The 23,953-nt window shown below is 64.4% G+C and carries 22 protein-coding genes; 15 read left to right on the top strand and 7 right to left on the bottom strand.

The genetic code is table 11. From position 1 onward, the window contains the following. The first annotated feature begins 29 nt into the window (after positions 1 to 29). From CLU85_RS08250 to CLU85_RS08240, 3 genes are all read left to right on the top strand, one after another. Positions 30 to 833, top strand: coding sequence for a ferritin-like domain-containing protein (locus CLU85_RS08250; RefSeq protein WP_100409839.1), 804 nt, complete (start codon positions 30 to 32; stop codon positions 831 to 833). A 153-nt stretch (positions 834 to 986) separates the two neighbouring features. Beyond that, positions 987 to 2,186 (top strand): EAL and HDOD domain-containing protein, encoded by a 1,200-nt coding sequence (locus CLU85_RS08245; protein ID WP_100409838.1) that lies wholly within the window; start codon positions 987 to 989, stop codon positions 2,184 to 2,186. A 128-nt stretch (positions 2,187 to 2,314) separates the two neighbouring features. Beyond that, on the top strand, positions 2,315 to 3,595 hold the full coding sequence (locus CLU85_RS08240) for an EAL and HDOD domain-containing protein (RefSeq protein ID WP_100409837.1): 1,281 nt from the start codon (positions 2,315 to 2,317) through the stop codon (positions 3,593 to 3,595). A gap of 99 nt (positions 3,596 to 3,694) precedes the next feature. On the opposite strand, the gene CLU85_RS08235 is transcribed toward CLU85_RS08240, so the two are convergent. The 3 genes from CLU85_RS08235 to CLU85_RS08225 all read right to left on the bottom strand — a co-directional run bounded on the left by CLU85_RS08235 (position 3,695) and on the right by CLU85_RS08225 (position 6,645). Beyond that, a complete protein-coding gene (locus CLU85_RS08235; RefSeq protein WP_100409836.1) occupies positions 3,695 to 4,657 on the bottom strand; it encodes a tripartite tricarboxylate transporter substrate binding protein in 963 nt (320 codons plus the stop codon). A 55-nt stretch (positions 4,658 to 4,712) separates the two neighbouring features. Then, the gene (gene xerD, locus CLU85_RS08230; protein ID WP_100409835.1) at positions 4,713 to 5,612 is read right to left on the bottom strand and encodes a site-specific tyrosine recombinase XerD; all 900 of its coding nucleotides are present in this window, start codon (positions 5,610 to 5,612) and stop codon (positions 4,713 to 4,715) included. Positions 5,613 to 5,679: 67 nt separating this feature from the next. Further along, positions 5,680 to 6,645 carry a tripartite tricarboxylate transporter substrate binding protein BugE gene (locus CLU85_RS08225; RefSeq protein ID WP_100409834.1) on the bottom strand — a complete coding sequence of 322 codons (966 nt, stop codon included), beginning with the start codon at positions 6,643 to 6,645 and terminating at the stop codon, positions 5,680 to 5,682. Positions 6,646 to 6,770: 125 nt separating this feature from the next. On the opposite strand from CLU85_RS08225, the gene CLU85_RS08220 reads away from it, so the two are divergent. After that, positions 6,771 to 7,676 carry an AEC family transporter gene (locus CLU85_RS08220; protein WP_100409833.1) on the top strand — a complete coding sequence of 302 codons (906 nt, stop codon included), beginning with the start codon at positions 6,771 to 6,773 and terminating at the stop codon, positions 7,674 to 7,676. A gap of 74 nt (positions 7,677 to 7,750) precedes the next feature. Then, positions 7,751 to 8,359, top strand: coding sequence for a GDSL-type esterase/lipase family protein (locus tag CLU85_RS08215; protein ID WP_100412438.1), 609 nt, complete (start codon positions 7,751 to 7,753; stop codon positions 8,357 to 8,359). 59 nt (positions 8,360 to 8,418) lie between these two features. Here the strand turns inward: CLU85_RS08215 and queG are convergent, their stop codons facing one another. Further along, complete coding sequence (queG, locus tag CLU85_RS08210) at positions 8,419 to 9,480, bottom strand: tRNA epoxyqueuosine(34) reductase QueG (protein ID WP_100409832.1); 1,062 nt, start codon at positions 9,478 to 9,480, stop codon at positions 8,419 to 8,421. A 12-nt stretch (positions 9,481 to 9,492) separates the two neighbouring features. Here queG and tsaE point away from each other — a divergent pair, with 12 nt between their 5' ends. The 3 genes from tsaE (at position 9,493) to CLU85_RS08195 (ending at position 11,905) form a co-directional block, all read left to right on the top strand. Continuing rightward, the gene (gene tsaE, locus CLU85_RS08205; protein WP_100409831.1) at positions 9,493 to 10,023 is read left to right on the top strand and encodes a tRNA (adenosine(37)-N6)-threonylcarbamoyltransferase complex ATPase subunit type 1 TsaE; all 531 of its coding nucleotides are present in this window, start codon (positions 9,493 to 9,495) and stop codon (positions 10,021 to 10,023) included. 6 nt (positions 10,024 to 10,029) lie between these two features. After that, entirely contained in the window at positions 10,030 to 11,475 is a 1,446-nt protein-coding gene (locus CLU85_RS08200) for an N-acetylmuramoyl-L-alanine amidase (protein WP_100409830.1), read from the top strand. Between the two features lie 97 nt (positions 11,476 to 11,572). Beyond that, the gene (locus tag CLU85_RS08195) at positions 11,573 to 11,905 is read left to right on the top strand and encodes a cupin domain-containing protein (protein ID WP_100409829.1); all 333 of its coding nucleotides are present in this window, start codon (positions 11,573 to 11,575) and stop codon (positions 11,903 to 11,905) included. A gap of 66 nt (positions 11,906 to 11,971) precedes the next feature. Here the strand turns inward: CLU85_RS08195 and CLU85_RS08190 are convergent, their stop codons facing one another. Next, positions 11,972 to 13,552 (bottom strand): methyl-accepting chemotaxis protein, encoded by a 1,581-nt coding sequence (locus tag CLU85_RS08190; protein ID WP_100409828.1) that lies wholly within the window; start codon positions 13,550 to 13,552, stop codon positions 11,972 to 11,974. A 264-nt stretch (positions 13,553 to 13,816) separates the two neighbouring features. On the opposite strand from CLU85_RS08190, the gene CLU85_RS08185 reads away from it, so the two are divergent. Further along, complete coding sequence (locus CLU85_RS08185; protein ID WP_100409827.1) at positions 13,817 to 14,056, top strand: glycine zipper 2TM domain-containing protein; 240 nt, start codon at positions 13,817 to 13,819, stop codon at positions 14,054 to 14,056. Positions 14,057 to 14,165: 109 nt separating this feature from the next. Here the strand turns inward: CLU85_RS08185 and CLU85_RS08180 are convergent, their stop codons facing one another. Beyond that, positions 14,166 to 14,813 carry a DedA family protein gene (locus CLU85_RS08180; RefSeq protein ID WP_100412437.1) on the bottom strand — a complete coding sequence of 216 codons (648 nt, stop codon included), beginning with the start codon at positions 14,811 to 14,813 and terminating at the stop codon, positions 14,166 to 14,168. Between the two features lie 108 nt (positions 14,814 to 14,921). On the opposite strand from CLU85_RS08180, the gene mutL reads away from it, so the two are divergent. The 3 genes from mutL to CLU85_RS08165 all read left to right on the top strand — a co-directional run bounded on the left by mutL (position 14,922) and on the right by CLU85_RS08165 (position 18,894). Then, positions 14,922 to 16,973: a DNA mismatch repair endonuclease MutL gene (gene mutL, locus CLU85_RS08175; protein ID WP_198509155.1), complete on the top strand. Its 2,052-nt coding sequence runs from the start codon at positions 14,922 to 14,924 to the stop codon at positions 16,971 to 16,973. Positions 16,974 to 17,098: 125 nt separating this feature from the next. Next, on the top strand, positions 17,099 to 17,707 hold the full coding sequence (locus CLU85_RS08170; protein ID WP_198509154.1) for a hypothetical protein: 609 nt from the start codon (positions 17,099 to 17,101) through the stop codon (positions 17,705 to 17,707). 116 nt (positions 17,708 to 17,823) lie between these two features. After that, on the top strand, positions 17,824 to 18,894 hold the full coding sequence (locus CLU85_RS08165; RefSeq protein WP_100409826.1) for a phosphotransferase enzyme family protein: 1,071 nt from the start codon (positions 17,824 to 17,826) through the stop codon (positions 18,892 to 18,894). Between the two features lie 108 nt (positions 18,895 to 19,002). Here CLU85_RS08165 and CLU85_RS08160 read toward each other — a convergent pair whose 3' ends face one another. Continuing rightward, complete coding sequence (locus CLU85_RS08160; protein ID WP_100409825.1) at positions 19,003 to 20,166, bottom strand: glycerophosphodiester phosphodiesterase; 1,164 nt, start codon at positions 20,164 to 20,166, stop codon at positions 19,003 to 19,005. A gap of 260 nt (positions 20,167 to 20,426) precedes the next feature. Here CLU85_RS08160 and gdhA point away from each other — a divergent pair, with 260 nt between their 5' ends. The 3 genes from gdhA to CLU85_RS08145 all read left to right on the top strand — a co-directional run bounded on the left by gdhA (position 20,427) and on the right by CLU85_RS08145 (position 23,953). Beyond that, positions 20,427 to 21,770: an NADP-specific glutamate dehydrogenase gene (gene gdhA / locus CLU85_RS08155; RefSeq protein WP_100409824.1), complete on the top strand. Its 1,344-nt coding sequence runs from the start codon at positions 20,427 to 20,429 to the stop codon at positions 21,768 to 21,770. 133 nt (positions 21,771 to 21,903) lie between these two features. Further along, positions 21,904 to 23,037, top strand: coding sequence for a PilT/PilU family type 4a pilus ATPase (locus tag CLU85_RS08150; RefSeq protein ID WP_100409823.1), 1,134 nt, complete (start codon positions 21,904 to 21,906; stop codon positions 23,035 to 23,037). An 82-nt stretch (positions 23,038 to 23,119) separates the two neighbouring features. Next, positions 23,120 to 23,953 carry an alpha/beta hydrolase gene (locus CLU85_RS08145; protein WP_100409822.1) on the top strand — a complete coding sequence of 278 codons (834 nt, stop codon included), beginning with the start codon at positions 23,120 to 23,122 and terminating at the stop codon, positions 23,951 to 23,953.

The following is a 23,953-nucleotide window of genomic DNA, read 5'->3' as shown; positions in this document are numbered from 1 at the left end:
GGCCCATAGCAAGGCCTAGAATTGTAAGGATGGAGCTTCGCCAACGCGCACTGCAGGTCTTGTGCCTTGCTGACCCTGAACAAAAAGCGGCTGCAGCGCTGGATTTGTATGCGCAAGCAGCTACGCTTTCAATAGCAGATTCAGCCCCTCCGGCCCCTGCCAACCCGGACACCCTGCCCGGCCGGCCTGCGCGCCCTGAGCTGTTGCGCCATAACGAATTGGCCCGGCGGTCTCCCGCCAGCGCAGAAGGCCGTGCCATCCTGATCCACGCCATCGCCCACATCGAGTTCAATGCCATCAACCTGGCGCTCGATGCTGTGTGGCGCTTTGACGGCATGCCCCACGCTTACTACACCGACTGGATGCTGGTGGCCGGTGAAGAGGCCCGGCACTTTCGCCTGTTGCGCGACCACCTGCGCGCCCAGGGGCATGACTATGGCGACTTTCCAGCCCACCAGGGCCTGTGGACGATGTGCGAGAAAACGCAGCATGATGTCCTTGCACGCATGGCCCTCGTGCCACGCACCATGGAGGCGCGCGGGCTGGACGCCACCCCGCAAATCCAGGCCAAACTGAGACAGGTCGGAACCCCGGATGCCTTGGCTGCCGTGACCATCCTGGACACCATCTTGCACGACGAGGTCGGACATGTGGCCATTGGCAACCACTGGTACAGGTGGCTGTGCGAGCGCGAAGGCCAAGACCCTGAAACCCACTATGGCACCCTGGTAAAACAATATGAAGCCCCTCGCCTGAAGCCTCCGTTCAATGAATCTGCGCGACGCAGCGCGGGCTTCAGCGACGCCGAGCTGCGTTGGCTACAACAGGTCTGACGCCACAGCGCACACAGAATACGATGGCTCCTACAATCCGCCGCGGCCCCTGCAACGGGGCTCCGTCTCACCCTTCACGAACACGCCCATGACCTCACTCTCCGCCACCGGGACTCCCCAGCGCCGACCCCAGGCAACCAGTCATCGGTCGCCATGATCGCAAGACAGGCCATCGTGAATGCACAGCAGGTGGTGGTTGGCTATGAGCTGTTCAACCGATCACGCAACGGGGCCGCACACACGGCGGCTACCGATGTCATCCTGGTTTTCACGGCGCTTTCACATGCGGGCACCGACGAGCTGGTGGGCAAAAAACTTATCTTCGTCAATTGCACCCACGAGAGCCTCTCCGGGGGACACCTGGAACTACTCGAGCCCGACAAAGTGGTGCTGGAGATCCCGCCGCTGGGCCACACGGCCTCCGAAGAAGTTGCGACCCGCATGCCCATCCTGGCTGAGCTGCGTGAACGTGGTTTTCACCTGGCGTTCAACCACACGGTTCTGCAATCGGCCTATGCCCCCTGGTTGCCGCTGGCGGACTACATCAAGCTCGACCTGTCGGCGCTGGCACCTGACCAGCTGGCCGTGCTGATCAGCTACGCAGGGCGCCATTCCAAGGCCGAGCTGATCGCTGAAAAGGTCGAAACGGCCCAGCAGTACGACATGGTGTCCAGCCAGGGGGTGCAACTGTTTCAGGGCTACTGGTTTGCGCGCCCTTCGTTGGTCGAGGCCAAGCTGCTGACGCCTGCACAAACCAGCATCATTGAACTCATCAATCAGGTGCGTAAACAGGCCAGTACCGACGACATTGAAGAAGTGCTCAAGAAAGACGCAGGCCTGGCCTTCAACCTGATGCGCCTGATCAACTCGGCAGGTTTTGGGCTGACGCGCGAGATCACCTCCTTCCGCCAAGCGGTGATGCTCATGGGTCTGAAGAAGCTGTTTCGCTGGGCAGCGCTGCTACTGACCGCGTCGCGCAATAGCGGCACGCCGTCCTCGGTGGGCCACACGGCCGTCGTGCGAGGACGACTCATGGAACTGCTGGCGCTGGAGACCCTGCCCCCCGAAGAAGCCGACCAGGCCTTTGTGGTGGGTATCTTCTCGTTGCTGGATGTGATGCTGTCCATGCCCATGGAGTCGGCCATTGGCCTGCTCAATGTGCCAGAGACCGTTACAGCGGCACTGCTGCGGCGTGAGGGATTTCTGGGGGATCTGCTCACCCTGGCAGAAGCTTGCGAATCCAGCGACGATGCGGTTTTTGACCGGGCGGCTGGCCTGCTGCACCTGACCAGCCAGCAGATCAACTTTGCACACCTGCAAGCCCTCGCCTGGGCAGACCATCTCACCGAGTAGCCCAAGCACTGCCTGCACGCATCAGGGCCTATTGCCAAGCAAAGGTTCGCGGCGAGGGCCTGCGGGTCTAGAATCTCCAAGAACCTATTGACGTTCTCAGAGCACAGCCCTTCACTACAGCAGACCCCATGTCGAGTACACCTGAACAAGACACCCCGGAAGCGGCATCCCCTGCGGTGGAACCCGTCGACGAAAACCTTGCCATCATTGCCCGCCAGGCCATCGTGGACGAAAGCCGCGCAGTCTATGGCTATGAGCTGTTCGATCGCTCCACGGCTTCGGATTCGCACACGGCCGCCAGCGATGCTGCGCTGTTGTTCAATGCTCTCTCATACGCGGGCACCGAAGCCCTGGTGGGCAAAAAAACCGTCTTCATCAACTGCACCCATGACAGCCTTTCAGGCGGCCATCTGGAGCTGATCCACCCCGAAAAGGTGGTGCTGGAAGTCCCACCGCTGCCCGAGGGCGCCACCGCTGAAGAGATCGAAGGCCGCATACCCACACTGGAAGCCTTGCGCACCAGGGGCTTTCGCCTCGCGTTCGACCAGCAGGCCCTGCGCCGCGCCTACACCAGTTGGCTGCCCCTGGCCGCCTTCATCAAGCTGGACATGCAGGCTTTCAAGCCTGAATTGGCGGCCCCGCTGGTCAAATTTGCGACAACACACAGCAAGGCCACATTGGTCGCTGAAAAGGTGGAAACCGCCGAGCAGTACGAACTGATGCGCGACCTGGGGGTGAAGCTGTACCAAGGCTACTGGTTTGCCCTGCCTTCGCTGGTGAAAGCCACCACGATTCGCCCCTCGCAGGCCACCATCATCCAGCTGATCAACCTGGTGCGTAAACAGGCCAGCACCGCCGAGATCGAAGACCTGCTCAAGAAAGACCCCACGCTGTCTTTCAACCTGCTGCGCTTCATCAACTCGTCGGGTTTTGGTCTGTCGTGCGAGATCACCTCGTTCCGCCATGCGGTCATGATTCTGGGTCTCAAGAAGCTGTTCCGCTGGGCGGCGCTGCTGATGACCACATCGCGCGCCGGAGGTGCACCGCCCGCCGTGGGCCAGACCGCCGTCGTGCGCGGCCGCCTCATGGAGCTGCTGGCGGCCGAGCTGCTGCCGCCCGAGGAGTGCGACAACGCCTTTGTGGTGGGCGTGTTCTCGCTGCTCGACACCATGCTGGGCGTACCGCTGGAAAAAGCCCTCGAATCGGTGGCCTTGCCTGAACCCGTGATGGATGCACTGCTGCGTGGCACCGGTGTGTTTGCCCCGTTCCTGGATCTGACCAAAGCCTGCGAAAGTGGCGATGAAGTGGCCTTTGCCAAAAACGCAGACGCCTTGCACCTGTCCAACCGCCAGGTCAACTGGGCCCACTTGCAGGCCCTGACATGGGCCGAAAGCCTGAACGAAGAGTAGCAATAGCAATCGCCCTCACCTCGCTCACGCTCGCTGCACAGGCCCTGGCAACCCCAGGGCCTGTGGCGCTTTCAGCGCTGCATAACCCGATGCGCAGACTCAGTTTCCCTGGATGCCGGCCGAGCGAATGATGCGTGCGTTGCTCTCGGACTCCTGCGCAATCTGGCGCGCGAACTCCGCCGTAGTGCCGCCGGTGGGCACGTTGTCCGTGGCGTCGAGCTTGCTGCGAATGTCGGGCAAGGCAAGCGCCTTGTTCACCTCCGCATTGATGCGCGCAATGATCGCCGGCGGCGTCTGCGCCGGGGCATAAATGCCAAACAGCGACGACAGGTTGGCGGCCGGTTGTTTCAGCTCGGCCAGCGTGGGCACATCGGGCAGTGAATCGAGCCGCGCAGGCGCCCCCACGGCCAGCGGCTTGAGCTTGCCCGCCTTGATGTGTTGCAGCACCGCTGCACCGGCATTGGTCGACAACACTTCGAACTGCCCTCCCAGGGCATCATTCATCTGCTGGCCACCGCCCTTGTAAGGGATGTGCGTGATCTGTACCTGCGCCACCGCCTGGATCTGCTCCAGCATGATGTGCCCCAGCGACGCCTGCCCAGACGTTGCCCAGCGCACCGCACCGGGCCTGGCCCGCGCTGTGGTGAGCAGGTCCTTGAAATCCGTCGCCTTGTTGGCAGCAGTACCGAGCAGCAGCACTGGCGAGTACATCACGCTGACCACCGGGGCAATGTCCTTTTGCGCATCGAAGGGCGACTTGCCCAGGTGCGGGTTCAGCGCCAGCGGGCTCACGGCAGCAAAACCCAGGGTATAGCCATCGGGTGCCGCCTTGGCCACGGCATCCACACCCAGGCTGCCACTGGCACCCGCCTTGTTCTCAATCACCACGGGCGTGCCCCATTGCACGGCCAGCTTGTCGGCCAGTGCCCGCGCAACGTTATCGCTCACGCCACCGGCCGGGTAGGCCACGATGATGCGAACGGGTTTGGCCGCGGGCCAGGCCTGGGCCATGGCCAGCGCGGTGGCGCCCAGCAGGCAGGCGCCAAGAATCAGTTTCTTCATACGGTACTTTCTTGTCGATGCGAATACAAAACGAGGGCCACCCACGCCACCACCGCTATCCACGTGGATGATGCAGCGCATGCAGCGACTTGAGCCGCTCTCGTGCCACATGGGTGTAGATGGTGGTGGTGGATATGTCGGCATGGCCCAGCAATAACTGCACCACGCGCAGATCAGCACCATGGTTGAGCAGATGGGTAGCAAACGCGTGGCGCAGCGTGTGCGGCGACAGCGGCACGGTAATACCCGCCACCTGGGCCCATTTCTTGACGATGACCCAGAACATCACGCGCGTCATGCCGCTGCCGCGCTGGGTCACAAACAGGTCATCCGTCTGCTGCCCGGCCAGGATGACACCCCGGGCTTCGTGCAGGTAGCGATCCAGCCATTGCCGGGCTTCTTCGCCAAAGGGCACCAGGCGCTCCTTGCTGCCTTTGCCCATCACGCGCAACACGCCTTCATTGAGTCCGAGCTGAAATGTCTTCAGCGTGACCAGTTCAGTCACACGCAGACCGCTGGCGTACATCAGCTCCAGCATGGTGCGGTCGCGCAGCCCCAAAGGGTTGCCCAGATCAGGCGCCGTCAGCAAAGCCTCCACCTGGGCCTGGGAGAGCGTCTTGGGCACACGCAGGGGCTGGCGCGCGGCCTGAAGCCGCACCGTGGGGTCGGCCGTGATGCGCCGCTCACGCAGTGCCCAGTGAAAGTAGCGGCGCAGCACGGTGAGGCGCCGGTTGGCTGACGTGGCACGGGTCTGTGCGTGGCGGGCTGCAAAGTAGGCGTTCAGGTGGTGCTCGGCGGTGTCGTCGAGCGCGAGGGACGGTTGCTGGTCTGACAGCCATTGCGCATACAACGTCAGGTCGCGCCGGTAAGCGGCCAGCGTATTGCGCGAAAGACCGTCCTCCAGCCACAGGGCATCCACAAAGGTGTCTATGGCATCAAGGCTGGGGGTCAACATGTAAAAACCATAGCACGTAAAAAAGCCGCCCGGGCAAAGGGCGGCTTTGGATTGGATGGCGCCGCGCTTATTCGAGCGTCAGCTTCTGCTTGACCACCACATCCTTGTAGACCGAGAACTCCGCCTTGATCTGCTCGGCAAACTGCTCAGGGGTGTTGCCCACCACCAGCGAGCCGGTGTCTTCAATGCGCTTTTTCACGGCAGCATCTTCCAGCGCCTTGCGCACACCCGCGTTGATCTTGTCCACGACGTCCTTGGGCAGGCCTTTGGGGCCCACGATGCCGTAGTAAGCCATGCGGTTCACCGGCTCCAGGCCCAACTCTTTGAAGGTGGGCACATTGGGCAAGGCTGCCACGCGCTGGGGTGCAGCCACCACGATGGGCACCAGGCGGTTTTCCTTGATGAACGGCAGGGCCGAAGGCAGATTGTCAAAAATCATCGGAACCTGACCCGCCACGGTGTCGTTCAGGGCAGGGCCCGCGCCGCGGTAGGGAATATGGGTCACAAAGGTGCCTGAGAGGTTCTTGTACAGCTCCATCTGCAGGTGGCCGATGCCGCCGGTGCCCGACGACGAGTACGAATACTTGCCGGGCGACTTCTTGAGTTCGGCCACGAACGACTTGTAGTCCTTGGCCGGAAAGCTTGGGTTCACGGCAATGATGTTGGGCGTGGCCGCGATGTTGATGATGGGCGTGAAGTCCGTCAGCGGGTTGTACGGCGTCTTGGGGTTGATGGCAGGGTTGGCCGCCGTCGTGGACACGGTGGCCACACCCAGCGTGTAGCCGTCGGGCGTGGCGCGGGCCAGCTCAGCCGCACCCACAATGCCGCCACCACCGGCCTTGTTGTCCACGATCACGCTCTGGCCCAGGGCGCGACCCAGGGGCTCCGCGATCACGCGCGCAATGATGTCGGTGGTGCCGCCGGGTGCAAAGGGCACCACCAGACGGATCACTTTGTTGGGGTAGCCTTGTGCGGCGGCAGATCCGGCTGCAGCAGCCAGTACGGTCAGCGCAAGCCATTGACGACGATGCATGGAGTTCTCCTTCGTGCGGGTAACAAACAGCGCCGATGGTATGCCCAACGGACGCAAAAACTGCCTGCGGATTCCACATAAGGGCTAACCCGGAGAGCTTGTCGAGGATCAAGTATTCTCACCCCGTGAACTACGCCCAGCTCCTGCTCCCCGATTTCTCTCTCATCCTGTGCGGCTACCTGATCTGCCGCTACACCGCCCTCAACCGCTCAGTCTGGCAGCCGGTGGAGAGCCTGGTGTACTACCTGCTCTTTCCGGTGCTGCTGTTCCAGTCCATCGTCAAAAGCCCGGTGGACGTCGGCGCTGCATCGGGATTGATTGCCGCCGGCATGCTGTCGGGCGTCATCGGAATTGCACTGGCCTACAGCCTGCCGCACTGGCCCTGGCTGGGCAAACGCCTCGATGTGCGCGACCACGCCGCCAGTGCGCAGGTGGCATTCCGCTTCAACTCCTTCATTGGCCTGGCGATTGCCGAGCGGCTGGCGGGCACCCAGGGCCTGTTGATGATTGCCGTGCTGATCGGCGTGTGCGTACCGCTGTTCAACGTGGCGGCCGTGTGGCCCATGGCGCGCCAGGGCCAGCACAGCTTTGCGCGCGAACTGGTGCGCAACCCGTTGATCATTGCCACCGGGTCGGGTCTGGCGGCCAACCTGCTGGGCTTTCAGATCCCTGAGTGGGCAGTGCCCACGGTCAGCCGCATCAGCGCCGCATCGCTGGCCCTGGGGCTGATGGCCGCCGGGGCCGGGCTGCAGTTTGGCCTGCTCACGCGGGGCAAGGCGTTGAGCGTGTCGGTGCTGGCCATCCGCCACCTGGTGCAGCCCCTGCTGGCTTTTGCCATGGCGCGGCTTTTTGGGCTGGACCCCGTGCAGACCACGGTACTGCTGGCCTTTTCGGCCCTGCCTACGGCATCGACCTGCTATGTGCTCGCGGCGCGCATGGGCTACAACGGACCGTATGTGGCAGGGCTGGTGACGCTGTCCACGCTGCTGGGCGTTGTCAGCCTGCCTTTTGCGCTGGGGTTCTTGCGATGAAGGCCGCGCGCGAATCACAGCCCCCACAAGGCGCCACCCGCCCCTCACGCCGGAGCGTGCTCGCGGCGGGACTGATGACCGCGCTGCTGGCACCACTGGCCGCCTGCGGCCGCAAAACACCCCGCACCCACATCGTGCCCCCCGGTGCCACAGCGCTCGCCCTGGGCGACTCGCTGACCTCGGGTGTGGGGGCCTCGGCCGACACCGCCTACCCCACCGTGCTGCAGCACCTGACAGGCTGGAAGGTGATCAGCGGTGGTGTCTCGGGCGACACCTCGGCCCAGGCGCTCAACCGCTTGCCGGGTCTGCTACTGCAGCACCAGCCCGCGCTGGTGATCGTGAGCATCGGCGGCAACGACTTTCTGCGCCGCCAGAATGCCGCTGCCACACGCGCGAACATCGTGCGCATCTGCTCGGAAGCCCGCGCCAGCGGCGCCCAGGTGCTGCTGGTGGCCGTGCCCGAGTTGTCGCTGATGGCCACTATGGGCCGGCTGAGTGACCACGCCATGTATGAAGAGATTGCAGACGAGCTGAAGATTCCGCTGCACAGCAAGGGCTGGGCCGGGGTGCTGGCACAGGACCACCTGCGGTCCGACCAGATACATGCCAATGCCTCAGGGTATGCACAGTTCGCGCAGGGACTGGTGTCCACACTTCAGGACACCGGGCTGCTGGCTCGGTAAGCGCTTGCAGCGCCATTAAGCTCACTTTTTAATAGCTTCTCGCGCTTATAAATAAAGCGCTACAGGCCATTTTTACCCCGGCCCAGCGCCCAGGCCACATGCTCACGCACCAGGGGGCTGTCGTCCTGCTCGCGCGATTGCAGGGCGACGCGCAGCGTTTCGTCCGCCGTGGCGTGCAGCGCATTGCCCAGCGCTACCGCCACATTGCGCAGCCAGCGCTCATGCCCGATGCGCCGGATCGGCCCGCCCTCGGTCATGCGCAAAAAGGTGGCCTCGTCCCACGCGAACAAATGCACCAGTTGCTGGCCCGACAACCCTTTGCGCTCATCAAAATCCGACAGGCGGCTGACTTGGGCGAATTTGTTCCAGGGGCAAATCAGCTGGCAGTCGTCGCAGCCATAGATGCGATTGCCCAGCAATGGCCGCAGCTCCAGCGGGATCGCACCCGCATGCTCGATGGTGAGGTACGAGATACAGCGCCGCGCATCGATACGGTGCGGTGCAATGATGGCCTGCGTGGGGCACACGTCGATACACGCACTGCAACTGCCGCAGTGCGCGGTGACGGGCGTGCTCTCGGGCAGTGCCATGTCCACGTAAATCTCGCCCAGAAAAAACATGGACCCCGCCTCGCGGTTGAGCACCAGCGTGTGCTTGCCACGCCAGCCCTGGCCGCTGCGCGCAGCCAGCTCGGCCTCCAGCACCGGGGCGGAGTCGGTGAACACGCGGTGGCCAAAGGGCCCGATGGCTTCGGCAATGCGATCGCTGAGCTTTTGCAGGCGTGCGCGCAGCACCTTGTGATAATCGCGTCCCCGTGCATAGACCGAGACGATGCCTTCGTGGGGTCGCGCCAACCGGCCCAGCTCGAAGGCCTGCCAGCCATCGGGCGCCTGCGCGCCCGTGTCGCGCGGCAAGTAATCCATGCGCGCCGTGATCACGCTCACGGTGCCTGGCACCAGTTCGGCCGGGCGGGCGCGCTTGAGGCCATGCGATGCCATGTAATGCATCTCGCCATGGAATCCCTGCGCCAGCCAGGCCGAAAGGCCGGGCTCTGCGGCGGACAAGTCCACCCCCGCCACGCCGATTTGGGAAAATCCCAGTTCGCGGGCCCACTCCTGCATTTGAGGAACGAGTTGACTGTTGCACCACATACCGGCCAGATTGTAGAAAGCAGCGAGGCTGTCGCCACCCAATCTCCCCCATCCAACGCGCGCCATTTCATCTGGCACAGCGAAGCTGACACCGAGGCCTTCGCACGCCAGCTTGCGGCACAGCCGCAGCTGACCAATGCCTACCTGACCCTGCATGGCGACCTGGGCGCGGGCAAAACCACGCTGGTGCGCCACCTGCTGCGGGCCCTGGGTGTTCAAGGCCGCATCAAAAGCCCCACCTACGCGGTGGTGGAACCCCATGAAGCCCCCGGACTGGAAATCTGGCACTTTGACTTCTACCGCTTTGATGACCCACGCGAGTGGGAGGACGCCGGTTTCAGGGACATTTTTGCCAACCCTGGCCTCAAGGTGGCAGAATGGCCGGAAAAGGCTGCAGCGCTTACGCCGCTTGCTGACCTTGCTATACACATTGAAGCAATTGACGACACCGAAAGGAAAGTCACGCTGCACGCCCACACCCCCACGGGACGTGCCTTGCTGCAAGGACTCTGAGACGCTGTGAACGAACCCACCCTGCCCGCTCATCCCGCCCCCGTGCCGTCACGCCGCGCTGTACTGCAGGCTGGCAGCCTGGTGCTGTTGCTGGGCACCCAGCAGATTGCCCGGGGCGCAACCATCGTGGCGGTGCGCGTATGGCCAGCGCCCGAATATTCGCGCGTCACCATCGAATCCGACGGCGCGCTGGTGGCCAAGCAGTTTTTTGTGACCACCCCACCGCGCCTGGCGGTGGACATCGAAGGCATCGACCTGAGCCCCGAGCTGCGTGAACTGGTGGCCAAGGTCAAGCCCGACGACCCCAACATTGCAGGAATCCGGGTAGGCCAAAACGCACCCGGGGTGGTGCGACTGGTGGTGGACCTCAAACAGGCCGCCGTCCCCCAGGTGTTCACGCTGCCCCCGATTGCGGCCTACCGGCACCGTCTGGTGTTCGACCTGTACCCGGCCGCGCCTGTCGATCCCCTGGAAGCCCTGATCGCTGAACGCCTGCGCGACGCTCCGACTTCGCAGGCGGCGGCTCCGATGGTGCCCCCCCGCGCGCCCACAGCACCCGCCGAGCACGACCCGCTGGGTGACCTGATCGCCCAGCGCGCCAACGGCCCCGCGCCGGCGCCGCAGCCCACATCACCGCCCGTTGTGGCTGCAGCGCCCCCCGCGGCGCCAACCCCCACCTCTGCCGCCGCACCCACACGCCCGGGCAACCGCGCCACGGCCACCGAGACCGACCGCATCATCATCGTGGCCCTGGACCCCGGCCACGGCGGTGAAGACCCCGGCGCCATCGGTCCGGCTGGCACCCGCGAGAAAGACGTGGTGCTGCGCGTGGCCCACCTGCTGCGTGACCGCATCAACGCCACCACCGTGGGTGGCAACCCCATGCGCGCGTTCCTCACGCGCGATGGTGATTACTTCGTGCCGCTGGGCACCCGCGTGCAAAAGGCGCGGCGTGTGCAGGCCGACCTGTTCGTGAGCATCCATGCCGACGCCTTCACCACCCCCGAGGCGCGGGGCGCGAGTGTGTTCGCACTGAGCCAGGGTGGCGCGTCCAGCACGGCAGCGCGCTGGCTGGCCAACAAGGAGAACCAGGCCGATCTGGTGGGTGGCATCAACGTGCAGTCGAAGGACCAGCATGTGCAACGCGCGCTGCTCGACATGAGCACCACCGCACAGATCAATGACAGCCTCAAGCTGGGCAGCGTGCTGCTCGGCGAAATCGGCAATGTGGGCAAGCTGCACAAGCCCCGTGTGGAGCAGGCGGGTTTTGCCGTGCTCAAGGCGCCGGACATCCCCAGCGTGCTGGTGGAAACCGCCTTCATCAGCAACCCCGAAGAGGAAAAGCGCCTGCGCAGCGGCGCCTACCAGGAGCAACTGGCCGATGCGCTGATGCGCGGAATCACGCGCTACTTCGCAAAAAACCCGCCGCTCGCACGCAGCCGCTCGGTGTAATCCCGATTCACCGTCCAGCGCCTTGCACTGGAGGGCAAGTGCAGGCACAGTAGCCTGCATCAAGACGCCCATCCCTGCGATGGGAAGGAGGCAAGCCATGGCACTACTCCACGCTCAATCCGGTCAGGTCGTCAGCGTGCGCCCTCTGGGCAACCTTTTGCCGGAAACCGCCACCACCGCCATCCTCAAAGCGGGCCAGCTCGAAGTGATGCGCGTGGTGCTGCCGGTCGGCAAATCCATGAAAGAGCATCAGACCCCCGGCGAAGCCACGGTGCAGTGCATCGAAGGGGTGGTCGAATTTGCCAGCGACGGCAGCACCCAACACCTGCATGCTGGCGACTTCGTGCATTTGGCGCCCCGCGCGCTTCACTCCCTCAAGGCCGTGCAACACGCATCGCTGCTGGTCACGATCTGCCTTCGGCCTGGTTAGATGATGGGGCGCGCACGGTAGGCCAGCCCGGTAGAAAGGGCCGGCCCCCGTGTTGTGAACAGGTGCTTAGCGCTCCAGGCGGAACACACTCACGATTTCGGCCAGCCGCGCGGCCTGGTGTTTGAGGCTGTCGGCCGCTGCGGCGCTCTGCTCCACCAGGGCTGCGTTCTGCTGCGTGACCTGATCCAGCTGGGTCACGGCTTCTCCCACCTGGCTGATGCCAATGGTCTGCTCGCCCGTGGCGCTGGAGATTTCTCCAATCAGGTCGCTCACGCGTTTGACCTGGGAGACGATGTCTTCCATGCTCTGCCCGGCATTGCTCACGAGCTGGGTGCCATTTTCCACCTTCTCCACACTCGCGCCGATGAGGGACTTGATCTCCTTGGCGGCTTCGGCGCTGCGTTGCGCAAGGCTGCGCACCTCGCTGGCCACCACGGCAAAACCCCGGCCCTGCTCACCCGCGCGCGCTGCCTCCACGGCCGCGTTGAGCGCAAGGATATTGGTCTGAAACGCAATGCCGTCGATCACCGCAATGATGTCGGTGATTTTTTTCGATGCTGTCGAGATATCCAGCATGGTGGTCACTACCTGCCCCACCACCTCACCGCCCCGGACGGCAGCGGCAGAGGCTGATCCGGCCAGCACCGCAGCACGCTGCGCGGTGTCGGCGTTGTTCTTCACGGTGCTGGTGATCTGCTCCATCGACGCCGCGGTCTGCTGCAGGTTGCTGGCCTGCTCTTCGGTGCGCTGGCTGAGGTCGGCATTGCCCGTAGCGATTTCGCTGGAGCCCGTCGCAATGCTGTCGCTGCTTTGGCGCACATCACCCACAATGCGCACCAGCGATATCTGCATGGCTTCCATCGCCCGCATCATGTCGGCCACCTCGCCCCGCCCGTGGGCATGGACGGGCTGCGACAAATCGCCCTCCCCGATACGCTGCGCGACCGCACTCACTTCACCGAGTGAACGGCGGATGCGCCGCACCACCACCCACGACAGCACCACCAACAGCAACAGCCCCGCAACGCCCGCAATCAGCACCGTCATGCGGTAGGACTGGATGAGCCCAGCCGCCTCGGCGGCTTGCTCGGCCGAACGCTGCACCTGGTAGTTCACCATCTTGTCGGCCACCGCGTTGTACTGGTCCACCACGGGTGCAAAACTGCCCAGCGCAAAGGCCTTGGCCTGGGCCATGTCGCCCGCCTTCTTCAGCGCCAGCGCCTTGTCACGGGCCTCCAGGTAGGGCTTGCGCACCACCCCCAGTTCGTCCTGGATGCGCAGCCCCTCCGCACTGCTCTCCAGTTCGGTGTACCGCTTTTGCACCTTGCTCGTGTCGGCCGTAGTGGCTGCCACCGCGTCCTTGAAATAGTTCTGCAGGTCATCGCCTTCGGACTGGACGATGGAAAACACGCGCGTGGAGTTGACAGCGATGTTGCTGCGCCAACGCAGGGCCAGTTGCAGCCGCTCAACCTGCTCAGTCGCCAAGCGGTCCACCGTGGAGCCCAGGTGCTGCACGCGCACCAGACTCAGCGCCAGGATGACCACCAGGGCAAGGATGGCCACCCCCACAATCAACCCGATCTGCTGCGCCACCGTCCACTGGGCGCCCAGCCCTCCCCGGCCGGCCTGCTGTGTTTGCTGGTTCATCGCGTGTCCTTGTGTAAGTTGTGTAGGGCAAAGAAATGATCTGCCCGCGCCACCTTCTTGGCAACAGCCCCCGGTGCAACGTAAACCCTTAGACCCGCGCTCTTGGCGCCCTCACGACAAAGCCACCTGTCCTACAGGCAGCGCCCCATGCTGCCTACACCCGCAACCCGGCAGTGCGCCGATAGTCAAGGCACAGGTCGAACTTCAGTGGCACTCGCCGCTGAGCTTCACGGCCTGATTCCCCATACACAAAGGACTCTTGCCATGAACATCCGTCACATCCTTCTCGCGACCACCTGCACGGCAGCCCTGGCACTCGGTGGTTGCGCTTCCAATCCCTCGGGAGCCCAGGTCGGCACCGGCGTAGGCGCCGTCATCGGCGGTGTGGCCGGCAACGCCGTCTTTGGCGGACCGGTGGGCACCATCGGGGGCGCCGCTGCGGGCGCCCTCATCGGCCACGAGGTCGGCGAAGACCGCGATCAGCGTCGCCCATACCGCCGCTAAGCCAGACCCAGGGCGTATGCCCTGAATCGGGACTTGGCATAAAAAGAGCTTCATGCGCTTGTCAGAAAAGCGCATGAAGCTCCTTTTTTGATAGCAAATCAACAATGCGTCAGGCTGTTCTGGCCTGTCGCCCCGCACGCCAGGCCCCGAAGATGGCGATCAGGCCGGGCACAAAAATCATCGCCCAGATGATCTTGTCCAGGTTCTCCTTGACCCAGGCAAAGTTGCCAAAGAAGTACCCAGCGGTGCAGATGCCCAGCACCCACAGCAGCGCTCCGCCCACATTGAAGGCCGTGAACTTGCCCCGCCCCATCTCTGCCACGCCTGCCACAAAGGGCGCGAAGGTGCGAATAAAGGGCATGAAGCGTGCAATGACAATGGTGATACCGCCATACCGCTCATAGAATGCATGCGCCTGGTTGAACGCCCGGCGGTTGAACCAGCGGGAGTCCTCCCACTGAAACACCTTGGGCCCAAAGAACCGGCCGATGGAGTAGTTGCACTGGTCGCCCAAAATGGCCGCCAACACCAGCACCGTGCAGGCCAGAGGAAAACTCATCATCCCCGCGCCGCACAGGGCCCCCACGATGAACAACAGCGAATCGCCGGGCAAAAACGGCATCACCACCAAGCCTGTTTCGATGAACACGATGGCAAACAGCAGGGCATATACCCACATGCCATAGGTCTGCACAAACGCCTCCAGGTACTTGTCCACGTGCAGGATGAAGTCGATGAGAAAAGTGACAAGTTCCATGAAAGGGCGGGCCCTGGCGCCGGGCGGAAAAAAGGTGGGCGCATTATCCCCATCGCACGCAATCCAAGCCCGATACCCCTGCGCCGCCCCCGCCCTAAAATCCTTGGGGTGAACGACACCACCCCCATCCTCGCAGCGGCCCACACCGCCACCACCCCCATCCGCCGCCCCATCCGCGACCTGCCCGACGAACTCATCAGCCAGATCGCTGCCGGTGAGGTGGTGGAGCGCCCCGCCTCGGTCGTGCGTGAGCTGGTGGACAACGCGCTGGACGCGGGCGCCACGCAGATCACCGTGCGCCTGTCGGCCGGTGGGGTGCGCCTGATCACCGTGGAAGACGACGGCGGCGGCATTCCGCAAGAGGAGCTGCCCGTGGCCCTGCGCCGCCATGCCACCAGCAAGATCACCAACCTGAACGACCTGGAGACCGTGGCCACCATGGGTTTTCGGGGCGAGGCGCTGGCGGCCATTGCCTCGGTGTCGGAGATGGCGCTGCTGTCGCGCCCCGCGGCGCAAGCCAGCGCTTTTTTGCTCGATGCCCGCAGCGGCGAGCTGCGCCCTGCCGCGCGCAGCACCGGCACCACGGTGGAAGTGAAAGAGCTTTTCTTCTCTACCCCTGCGCGCCGCAAGTTTTTGAAAACCGACGCCACCGAACTGGCGCACTGCATTGAGTCGGTACGCCGACACGCGCTGGCGCGGCCCGATGTGGGTTTTGCCATCTGGCATGAGGGCAAGCTGGTGGAGCAGTGGCGCGCCACTTTTGTGCCCGGCCAAGGCACCGCCGATGCCGTGCAAGACGCGCTGGCCCGCCGCCTGTCAGACGTACTGGGCGAAGACTTCGTCACGCAATCGGTCGCCGTGCAGCACCGTGTGGGGCCTGTGGTTGTCACCGGCCGCGCAGGCCTGCCCGATGCCGCCCGCTCGCGCCCCGACCACCAATACTGCTACGTGAACGGCCGCTACGTGCGCGACAAGGTTCTCACCCACGCCGCCCGCAGCGCGTATGAAGACGTGCTGCACGGCCACAAGCAGCCCATCTATGCGCTGTATGTCGAGATCGACCCGGCCCGTGTGGATGTGAACGTGCACCCCACCAAGATCGAAGTGCGCTTTCGCGACAGCCGCGAGGTGCACCAGGCCGTGCGCCACGCGGTCGAGAATGCGCTGGCCGCGCCCCGGGCGGCGGCGTTGGCTGCCGCCACCGCCGGACCACCCGAAGCAGTCACTGGCGACGGCGTTGACCAGGATTTCAAGCAAAAGCAGGCTCAGGCGCTGATGTGGCAAGCGCAAGCAGCTATGAAATTTGAAGAGCGTGGCCACCACGTGGCTGATCTGCAGGCCCTGTGGGGCCCCAGAAAAGAGGACGCATCTGCTACGCCCATAGGGTGGGGTGCGCCTTTGGCGAACTCGGCGGCCGCGGCCAGCACCAGCCCATCGTCCAGCACCACGCACCCTCCCTTGTCGCCGTCGCCCTGGAGCCCTGCCACCGCGCAGGCGGCTTCAGCATCGGCCCACCCCCACAACGTGGGCGATGAGGCCGCCTGGCCCCAAGGCCGCGACGGCAGCGACGCCGCCTGGCCCCTGGGCCGCGCGGTGGCCCAATTGCACGGCGTCTACATCCTGGCCGAAAACGCACAGGGGATGGTCATCGTGGACATGCATGCCGCCCATGAACGCATCGTCTACGAGCGCCTCAAATCCCAGGTGGACAGCGGCGCCCGCATTGCCAGCCAGCCGCTGCTGATCCCTGCCACCTTTGCCGCCACCCCGCAAGAAGTGGCCACCGCCGAAGAGTCGGCCGAGGTGCTGGCCACGCTGGGCCTGGAGGTCGTGCCCTTCTCGCCCAAAACCCTGGCCGTGCGCGCCGTGCCTACCACGCTGGCGCAGGGCGATGCGGTCGAGCTGGCCCGCAGCGTTTTGGCCGAACTGGCCGCGCACGACGCCACCACCGTGGTGCAACGCGCCCGCAACGAGATCTTGGGCACCATGGCCTGCCATGGCGCTGTGCGCGCCAACCGCAGGCTCACCCTCGATGAGATGAACGCCTTGCTGCGCCAGATGGAAACCACCGACCGATCGGACCAGTGCAACCACGGCCGCCCCACCTGGCGCCAGTTGTCGATGAAAGAGCTGGACGCACTGTTCTTGCGCGGGCGCTAGTAGCTCGCCGCGCCTTCATTGTTACCCCCGCATAGCCAGCATCGTTACAGCCAATGCACAACGCCAGCTCCCTGTTTTTCCGCCGGCCCCTTCGCTCCACATCGCTCGCTGCGCTGTGCCTGTCCATGACTGCGGCACATGCAGGGCGCCCTCTCACGGTGGACGATGCGGGCGTAGGCGAAGTGGGCCAGGGCCACGTCGAAGTCTGGTGGGAAGGGCTGCGCGGGCAACGCGGCGCCTTCTATGCAGCACCGGCTTTCACCCCCACGGACGGCCTGGAGCTGGGAGTGCTGCTCGCGCGCGATTTGGGCGAACGCCATACGCTGCAGGGCCTGCAGGCCAAGTGGCTGTGGAGCCCCGCGCAGACCGACGGCTGCAATGCGGCCAGCAGCGCCGGCATCACACACCGGCGACAAGCGCTGGGCCATGGTGGCGGTGGCGTGGTGGCGCTGAACCTGATCGGCACCTGCGCGGCGCCCTGGGGCCTGGTCAATGCCAATCTGGGTGCCCAGCGAGAGTCCACACAAGCCTGGCGCGCCACCTGGGGCGCATCGGTGGAGCACACCTGGGGCGCCATCACCCCGCACCTGGAAGCCTTTGGCACCCAGCACGGCGCGCCCGTATTTCAGACCGGCGCACGCTGGGAATGGGCCCCTGGCCGACAGCTCGATGCCACGGTGGGCCGACAACAGGGCCGCACCCTGCTCAGCGTCGGGTTCGCGCTGGGTTTCTGACGGCGGGACTGCCTGAGCTGGCTCAGGCCGGCCTTTGGCTGGTCTTAAGACACAGGGGGCAGCTTTGTCGGCAAAATCGGCCGCCCTGGCCGCCCTGGCCGCACGCCCGCCCCTCCATGATTGCCCTCAACGCCCACTCCATCGCACAGACCACCCCCACTGGCGACGCCATTGCCCAGGCGGTGACGGCCGGATGGGCGCTCGGCCCCGTCGCGCACTGCGTGCTGCTGCGGCGCGGCTTCAACCAGGTGTACGAGCTGCGTTTTGAAAGTGGCCAGCACGCCATTGCGCGCCTGTGCACCGAAAGGCCACGCGGCGAGCCCAACCTCGCCTATGAAACCGCCTTGCTCATGCACTTGCGGGCGCAGGGCGTTCCCGTCGCAGCACCATGGCCTGCGGCGGATGGAAGCTTTAGCGTGGTGCTCGCCCTTCCGGAAGGCCTGCGCTCGCTGCTGTTGTTCGACTTTCTGCCAGGCGATCCACCCGGCGAGCTGCTGGCGGACATCGAGGCCACCGGCCAGGGGCTGGCCCAACTGCACGATGCAGCGCAGACCTACGGCGGCCCACCCAGCCGCTACACGCTGGATCTGCCACTGCTGCTTGACGCGTCGCTCGACCGCATGATCGCCGCCCCCACGGTGGACGCCGCGCTGGGGCGCGAATTTTCTGCGCTTGCCGATGGGCTGCGCGCGCGTTTTGCCGCACTGCCCGGCCTGACCCGTGTGCATTGCCACGGCGACTGTCATGGCAGCAACAACTTCATGAGCGATGGGCCCCACGGTGCCAGCGAGGGCCGCCGTGTGGCGGCCTTCTTCGATTTTGACGATGCTGGCCCCGGCCTGCTGGCCTATGAGCTGGCCGTATACCTGTGGGTGCTGCTGCCCCGCAGCCTGGAGACACCCCTGTCGGCCACGGTGCTGGAGCGCTGGCACCGCTATCTGGCCGGATACACCCGCGTGCGCGCCATACCGGCGGCAGATCTGGCGGCCATTGCGCCTTGCCTTGCCGTGCGACAGTTCTGGGTGATGGGTGAATACGCGGGCCGCATCCCCGTGTGGGGCACACAGGCCATGCCCACACACTGGCTGCGCAAGCAGATTCCGCTGATGCAGTCATGGATGAACCTGCCGACGGCCGAAGGGCTCGTGGCCGCAGAGTCGGCCACGCCTATCGCAACGGCACAGTGATCGCCGCGACGCGCCAAGTGTCGTGGCCCCACCCATCACAAAGCCCGCAAGTGCGGGCTTTGTGGTTTCAGTCAGCCGCAGGGACTGACCCTGTGGGGCAGCCGCAGATCAGTTGTCGCGCGCTGCCTTGGCAGTGTCGGCAAAGTCGCTGAACACGCCGTCCACACCCAGGTTGAAGAACAACTTGTACTCGGCCTTCGGGTCGCCCTTGAAGTCAGACGCCAGGCGCTTGGCTTCGTTGCGGAAGGTGTATGCGTGCACGAACAGGCCTTCGGCGTGGGCGTTCTTCACCACGTCGGTGGGCGCCATCATCACGCGGTCGCGCTCGTCGATCTTGCCGTCGCCGTTCAGGTCGTCGGCCTTGCCGTCCTTGTTGGCATCCACCTGCTTGGATGGAATCAGGTAGGGCTTCCAGGGGCCGATACCGTCGGCATAGGTCTTGACTTCCTTGAGGCCTGCGGGCGTCAACAGGCTGGCGAAGGTGCGTGCATCACCGGCCACGGCAAAGTCATAGGGCTTGTCGTACGGGGCCACCAGTGACATGGTGCCATCGGGGTTCACATCATCCGCATCCACCAGTTGCACCAGGCGCACCTGGGTCTTGGTGCGCAGGTACTTGAGGTTGGACACCTCAAACGACTGGACGATGACGGGCGAACCCTTGGTGGTGTAGCCGTACTTGGCCAGGATGGCCAGCAAGCGGTCTTCCAGCGGCAGGCCTTGCTTGACGTGGTACGTGGGGTGCTTGGTTTCGGGGTACACGCCCACCGTGCGGCCGGCCTTGGCGCCTTCGGTCTTGGCCAGGTCCAGCACTTCTTCAAAGGTGGGAATCAGGAACTTGCCGTTGTACGACTGGTCCCGGTCCGACAAGGGCTGCACGGCGCGCAGGGTCTTGATCTCGGCCAGTGTGAAGTCGGTGACGAACCAGCCTTCTTCTTCCACGCCATCCACGACCTTCTTGGTCTTGCGGCTGGCGAATTCGGGGCGGGTGGACACATCGGTGGTGCCGGTGATGTTGGGCTCATGGCGGGCCACCAGCACACCGTCCTTGGTGGCCACCAGGTCGGGCTCGATGAAGTCGGCCCCCATCTCGATGGCGAGCTTGTAGCCTTCCAGGGTGTGATCGGGCCGGTAACCCGCCGTACCCCGGTGACCAATGACCAGCGGCTTGGCACCGTTCAGCGTGGGGTAAGGATAGTCGTCATTACCGCCGCAAGCCGCCAGCGCAGCCACCAGGGCCAACACTCCCCACTTCGCACCAGAAATGTGCATGTTCTTCTCCTCGTTATGTTGTAGAACCGCCGAACTGTGGGCTCGCCTTGTGACAAGGCCGTGACGCCCGCGTGGCAAACCAATGGCAGGCAAACCCGCACATCAACCGCACCAATATGTGGCAAATCAATCGCCACATTCCCCACCATTGTGCATAGGCATACGCATAAACGTATAACTTTTGAACATAATTCGATGTTGCAGCGCGCCATTGCCGCCTGCCGTTGCTTGATCTTTTGATGCAGAAAGCCCTTTGAACCATGAAACACGCGTCCGTCGAGAGCTTCCTTTCCCACGTCGCTCTCCGCAACCCCGGTCAACCTGAATTTCTGCAAGCCGTCACCGAGGTGATGGAAAGCCTGTGGCCCTTCATCGAGCAGCATCCGCGCTATGCCGAGCATGGCCTGCTGGAGCGCCTGGTGGAGCCAGAGCGCACCGTGATGTTCCGCGTGTCGTGGGTGGACGACCATGGCAGCGTGCAGGTCAACCGGGGCTACCGCATCCAGCACAGCATGGCCATTGGCCCCTACAAGGGCGGCCTGCGCTTTCACCCGTCGGTCAACCTCTCGGTGCTGAAGTTCCTGGCGTTCGAGCAGACCTTCAAGAACGCGCTGACCACCCTGCCCATGGGCGGCGGCAAGGGCGGCTCAGACTTTGACCCCAAGGGCAAGAGCCCTGGCGAGGTCATGCGCTTTTGCCAGGCCTTTGTGTCCGAACTGTTCCGCCATGTGGGTGCCGACACCGATGTGCCAGCGGGCGACATCGGCGTGGGTGGCCGTGAGGTGGGCTACATGGCCGGCATGTACAAAAAACTCAGCAACCGCTCGGACTGCGTGTTCACGGGCAAGGGCCTGTCGTTTGGCGGCTCGCTGGTCCGGCCCGAGGCCACGGGCTACGGCACGGTGTACTTTGCGCAGGAGATGCTCAAGACCCGGGGCCGCTCGTTCGACGGCCTGCGTGTGTCGGTGTCTGGCTCGGGCAATGTGGCGCAGTACGCGGTGCAAAAGGCCATGGAGCTGGGCGCCAAGGTCATCACCGTGTCCGACTCCAGCGGCACGGTGGTGGACGAAGACGGCTTCACCCCTGAAAAACTCGCCATCCTGATGGACGTCAAGAACCACCTGTATGGCCGTGTAAGCGACTACGCAGCCCGCACGGGCGTGCAATTCGAGGCCGGGGTGCGCCCCTGGCATGTGAAGGTGGACGTGGCCCTGCCCTGCGCCACGCAAAACGAGCTGGATGTCGAGGACGCGGCGACCCTTATCCGAAACGGTGTGGTGTGTGTGGCCGAAGGCGCCAACATGCCTTCGACCAACGAAGCGGCCAAGGCGTTTGAGGCCGCCGGCGTGCTCTACGCTCCGGGCAAGGCCAGCAACGCCGGTGGTGTGGCGACATCCGGGCTGGAAATGAGCCAGAACTCGGCCCGCCTCTCGTGGCCGCGCGAAGAAGTGGACGCCCGCTTGCTGCAAATCATGCAAGGCATCCACGCGGCTTGCCTCCAGTATGGCAAGCGCCCCGACGGCAGCGTGAGCTACATCGACGGCGCCAACATCGCCGGCTTTGTGAAGGTGGCCGACGCCATGCTGGCGCAGGGTGTGGTGTAGGGCTCCAAACAAGGCCTCAGAGCCTGTTCACACAGCAAATCACTGGGGCTTCGGCCCCTTTGTTTTTTGCACGCAGCGCAGTGCAGGCTATGCTGCACACGGAAACAAATACGCACACTTTCGGGAGTTCACAGTGGAAATTTTCAGCTTCTTGAACGCCATGGTCGAAAAGGGCGGCTCGGACCTCTTTTTCAGCGTGGGCGCGCCGGTCAACCTCAAGATCGAAGGGGTCACACACCCCTTGAAGATGCCCGCGCTGCTGCCGGGCCAGGTCAAGCAACTGGCCTACGCAGTGATGAACGAAAAGCAGATCAGCGAGTTCGAGGCCAAGCAGGAGATGAACCTGTCGGTCTCGGCCGAGAACCTGGGGCGTTTTCGGGTCAACGTGTTTGTGCAGCGCGGCGAAACCGGGATGGTGGTGCGCTACATCAAGAACAAAATACCGCCGCTGGCCGCGCTGGGCCTGCCCCCGGTGCTGGAAAAGCTGGTGCTGCGCAAGCGGGGCCTGGTGCTGGTGACCGGGGCCACGGGCTCGGGCAAATCGACCACGCTGGCGTCGATGATCAACTACCGCAACGAAAACCTGACGGGCCACATCCTCACCATCGAGGACCCTCTGGAGTTTTTGCACGCGCACAAACGATCGGTGGTGGACCAGCGCGAGGTCGGCATCGACACACAATCGTACGAAGAGGCGCTCAAGAACGCGCTGCGCGAAGCGCCTGACGTGATCATGATCGGCGAGATCCGTGACCGCAACACGATGAAACAGGCCATTGCCTATGCCGAAACCGGCCACCTGTGCCTGTCCACGCTGCACGCCAACAATGCCAACCAGGCCATGGAGCGGGTCATCAACTTCTTCCCCGAAGACGCCCACCATCAGCTGCTGATGGACCTGAGCATGAACCTGGCCGGGGTGATTTCGCAGCGCCTGATCCCCGGCTTGCACGAGAAGCTGGTGCCCGCCGTGGAGGTGATGCTCACCTCGCCGTACATTGCCGACCTCATCGCCAAGGGCGAGTTCTCGGGCATCAAGGAGGCCATGGGCCACAGCACCGAAATCGGCATGTGTACGTTTGACCAGGCGCTGTACCAGCTCTACACCGAAGGCCGCATCTCGCTGGACGAGGCGCTGCACAACGCAGACTCGCGCACCGATCTGGCGCTGCGTGTGCGCCTGGCGGCGGGCGTGAGCACGCAGGATGCGGGGGATCTGTCCATCGACACGTCCTCGCCCATGCAGTCGGCCTCTCGACTGTCCTGAACCCGCCGCCCGCTCACTGCAAAGCCCGCTGGCACGACAAGGGTGCATCGAACTTTGTTGCCGCCAACGAATCAGCCGGATGATGAAAAGAGCCCCCCTCCTCCTGACACTCACGCTGGCGATTGCCGTCTTGGCAGGCTGCGCTACCCTCGACACCAAGCAGCGCGAGTGGATTTTTCAGCCCAGCGACCGCAGCTGGGGCGGCGCGCAATCCACCGAGGGCATGGAAGATGTGTGGATCAGCTTCCAGTCCGATGCAACCGGCAAGGCCGAACGGCTGCACGGCCTGTGGCTGCCCCATGCACGGGCCAACGCGCCGGTGCTGCTGTATCTGCACGGGGCACGCTGGAACGTGGCGGGCTCCTCGGGCCGCATCCGGCGCATGCAGGAGCTGGGGTTTTCGGTGCTGGCCATCGACTACCGGGGGTTTGGCCGCAGCAGCGCGGGCCTGCCCTCGGAGACCACCGCCGCCGAGGACGCGCGTGCGGCCTGGGACTGGCTGGCGAAGCAGCAGCCCGACAAACCCCGCTACATCTTCGGCCACTCGCTGGGCGGCGCCATCGCCATCGACCTGGCGCGCCAGGTGCACGACGAGCAAGGCACCATCGTCGAAGGCACTTTCACCAGCATCGCTGATGTGGTGAGCACCTTCAAATGGGGCTGGCTGCCGGTGTCGGGCCTCATCACGCAGCGGTTTGAATCCGTCCGCAAAGTGGCCGACATCGGTTCCCCCCTGCTGGTGGTGCACGGCAGCGAAGACAGCCTCATCAGCCCCATGCTCGGCCGCCAGCTCTACGAGGCAGCGGCAGAGCCCAAGCGCTTTGTGCTGGTAGAGGGCGGCTCGCACCACAACACCAATGCGGTCGGCCAGGGCCTCTACCGCGAGGCCGTGGCATCACTGTTCAAGCTGAGATAG

Source organism: Acidovorax sp. 69 (assembly GCF_002797445.1).
Taxonomy (GTDB): Bacteria; Pseudomonadota; Gammaproteobacteria; order Burkholderiales; family Burkholderiaceae_C; genus Acidovorax.
The sequence above is the reverse complement of the archived record's forward strand: the minus strand, read 5'-3'. Positions and strand labels throughout refer to the sequence as shown.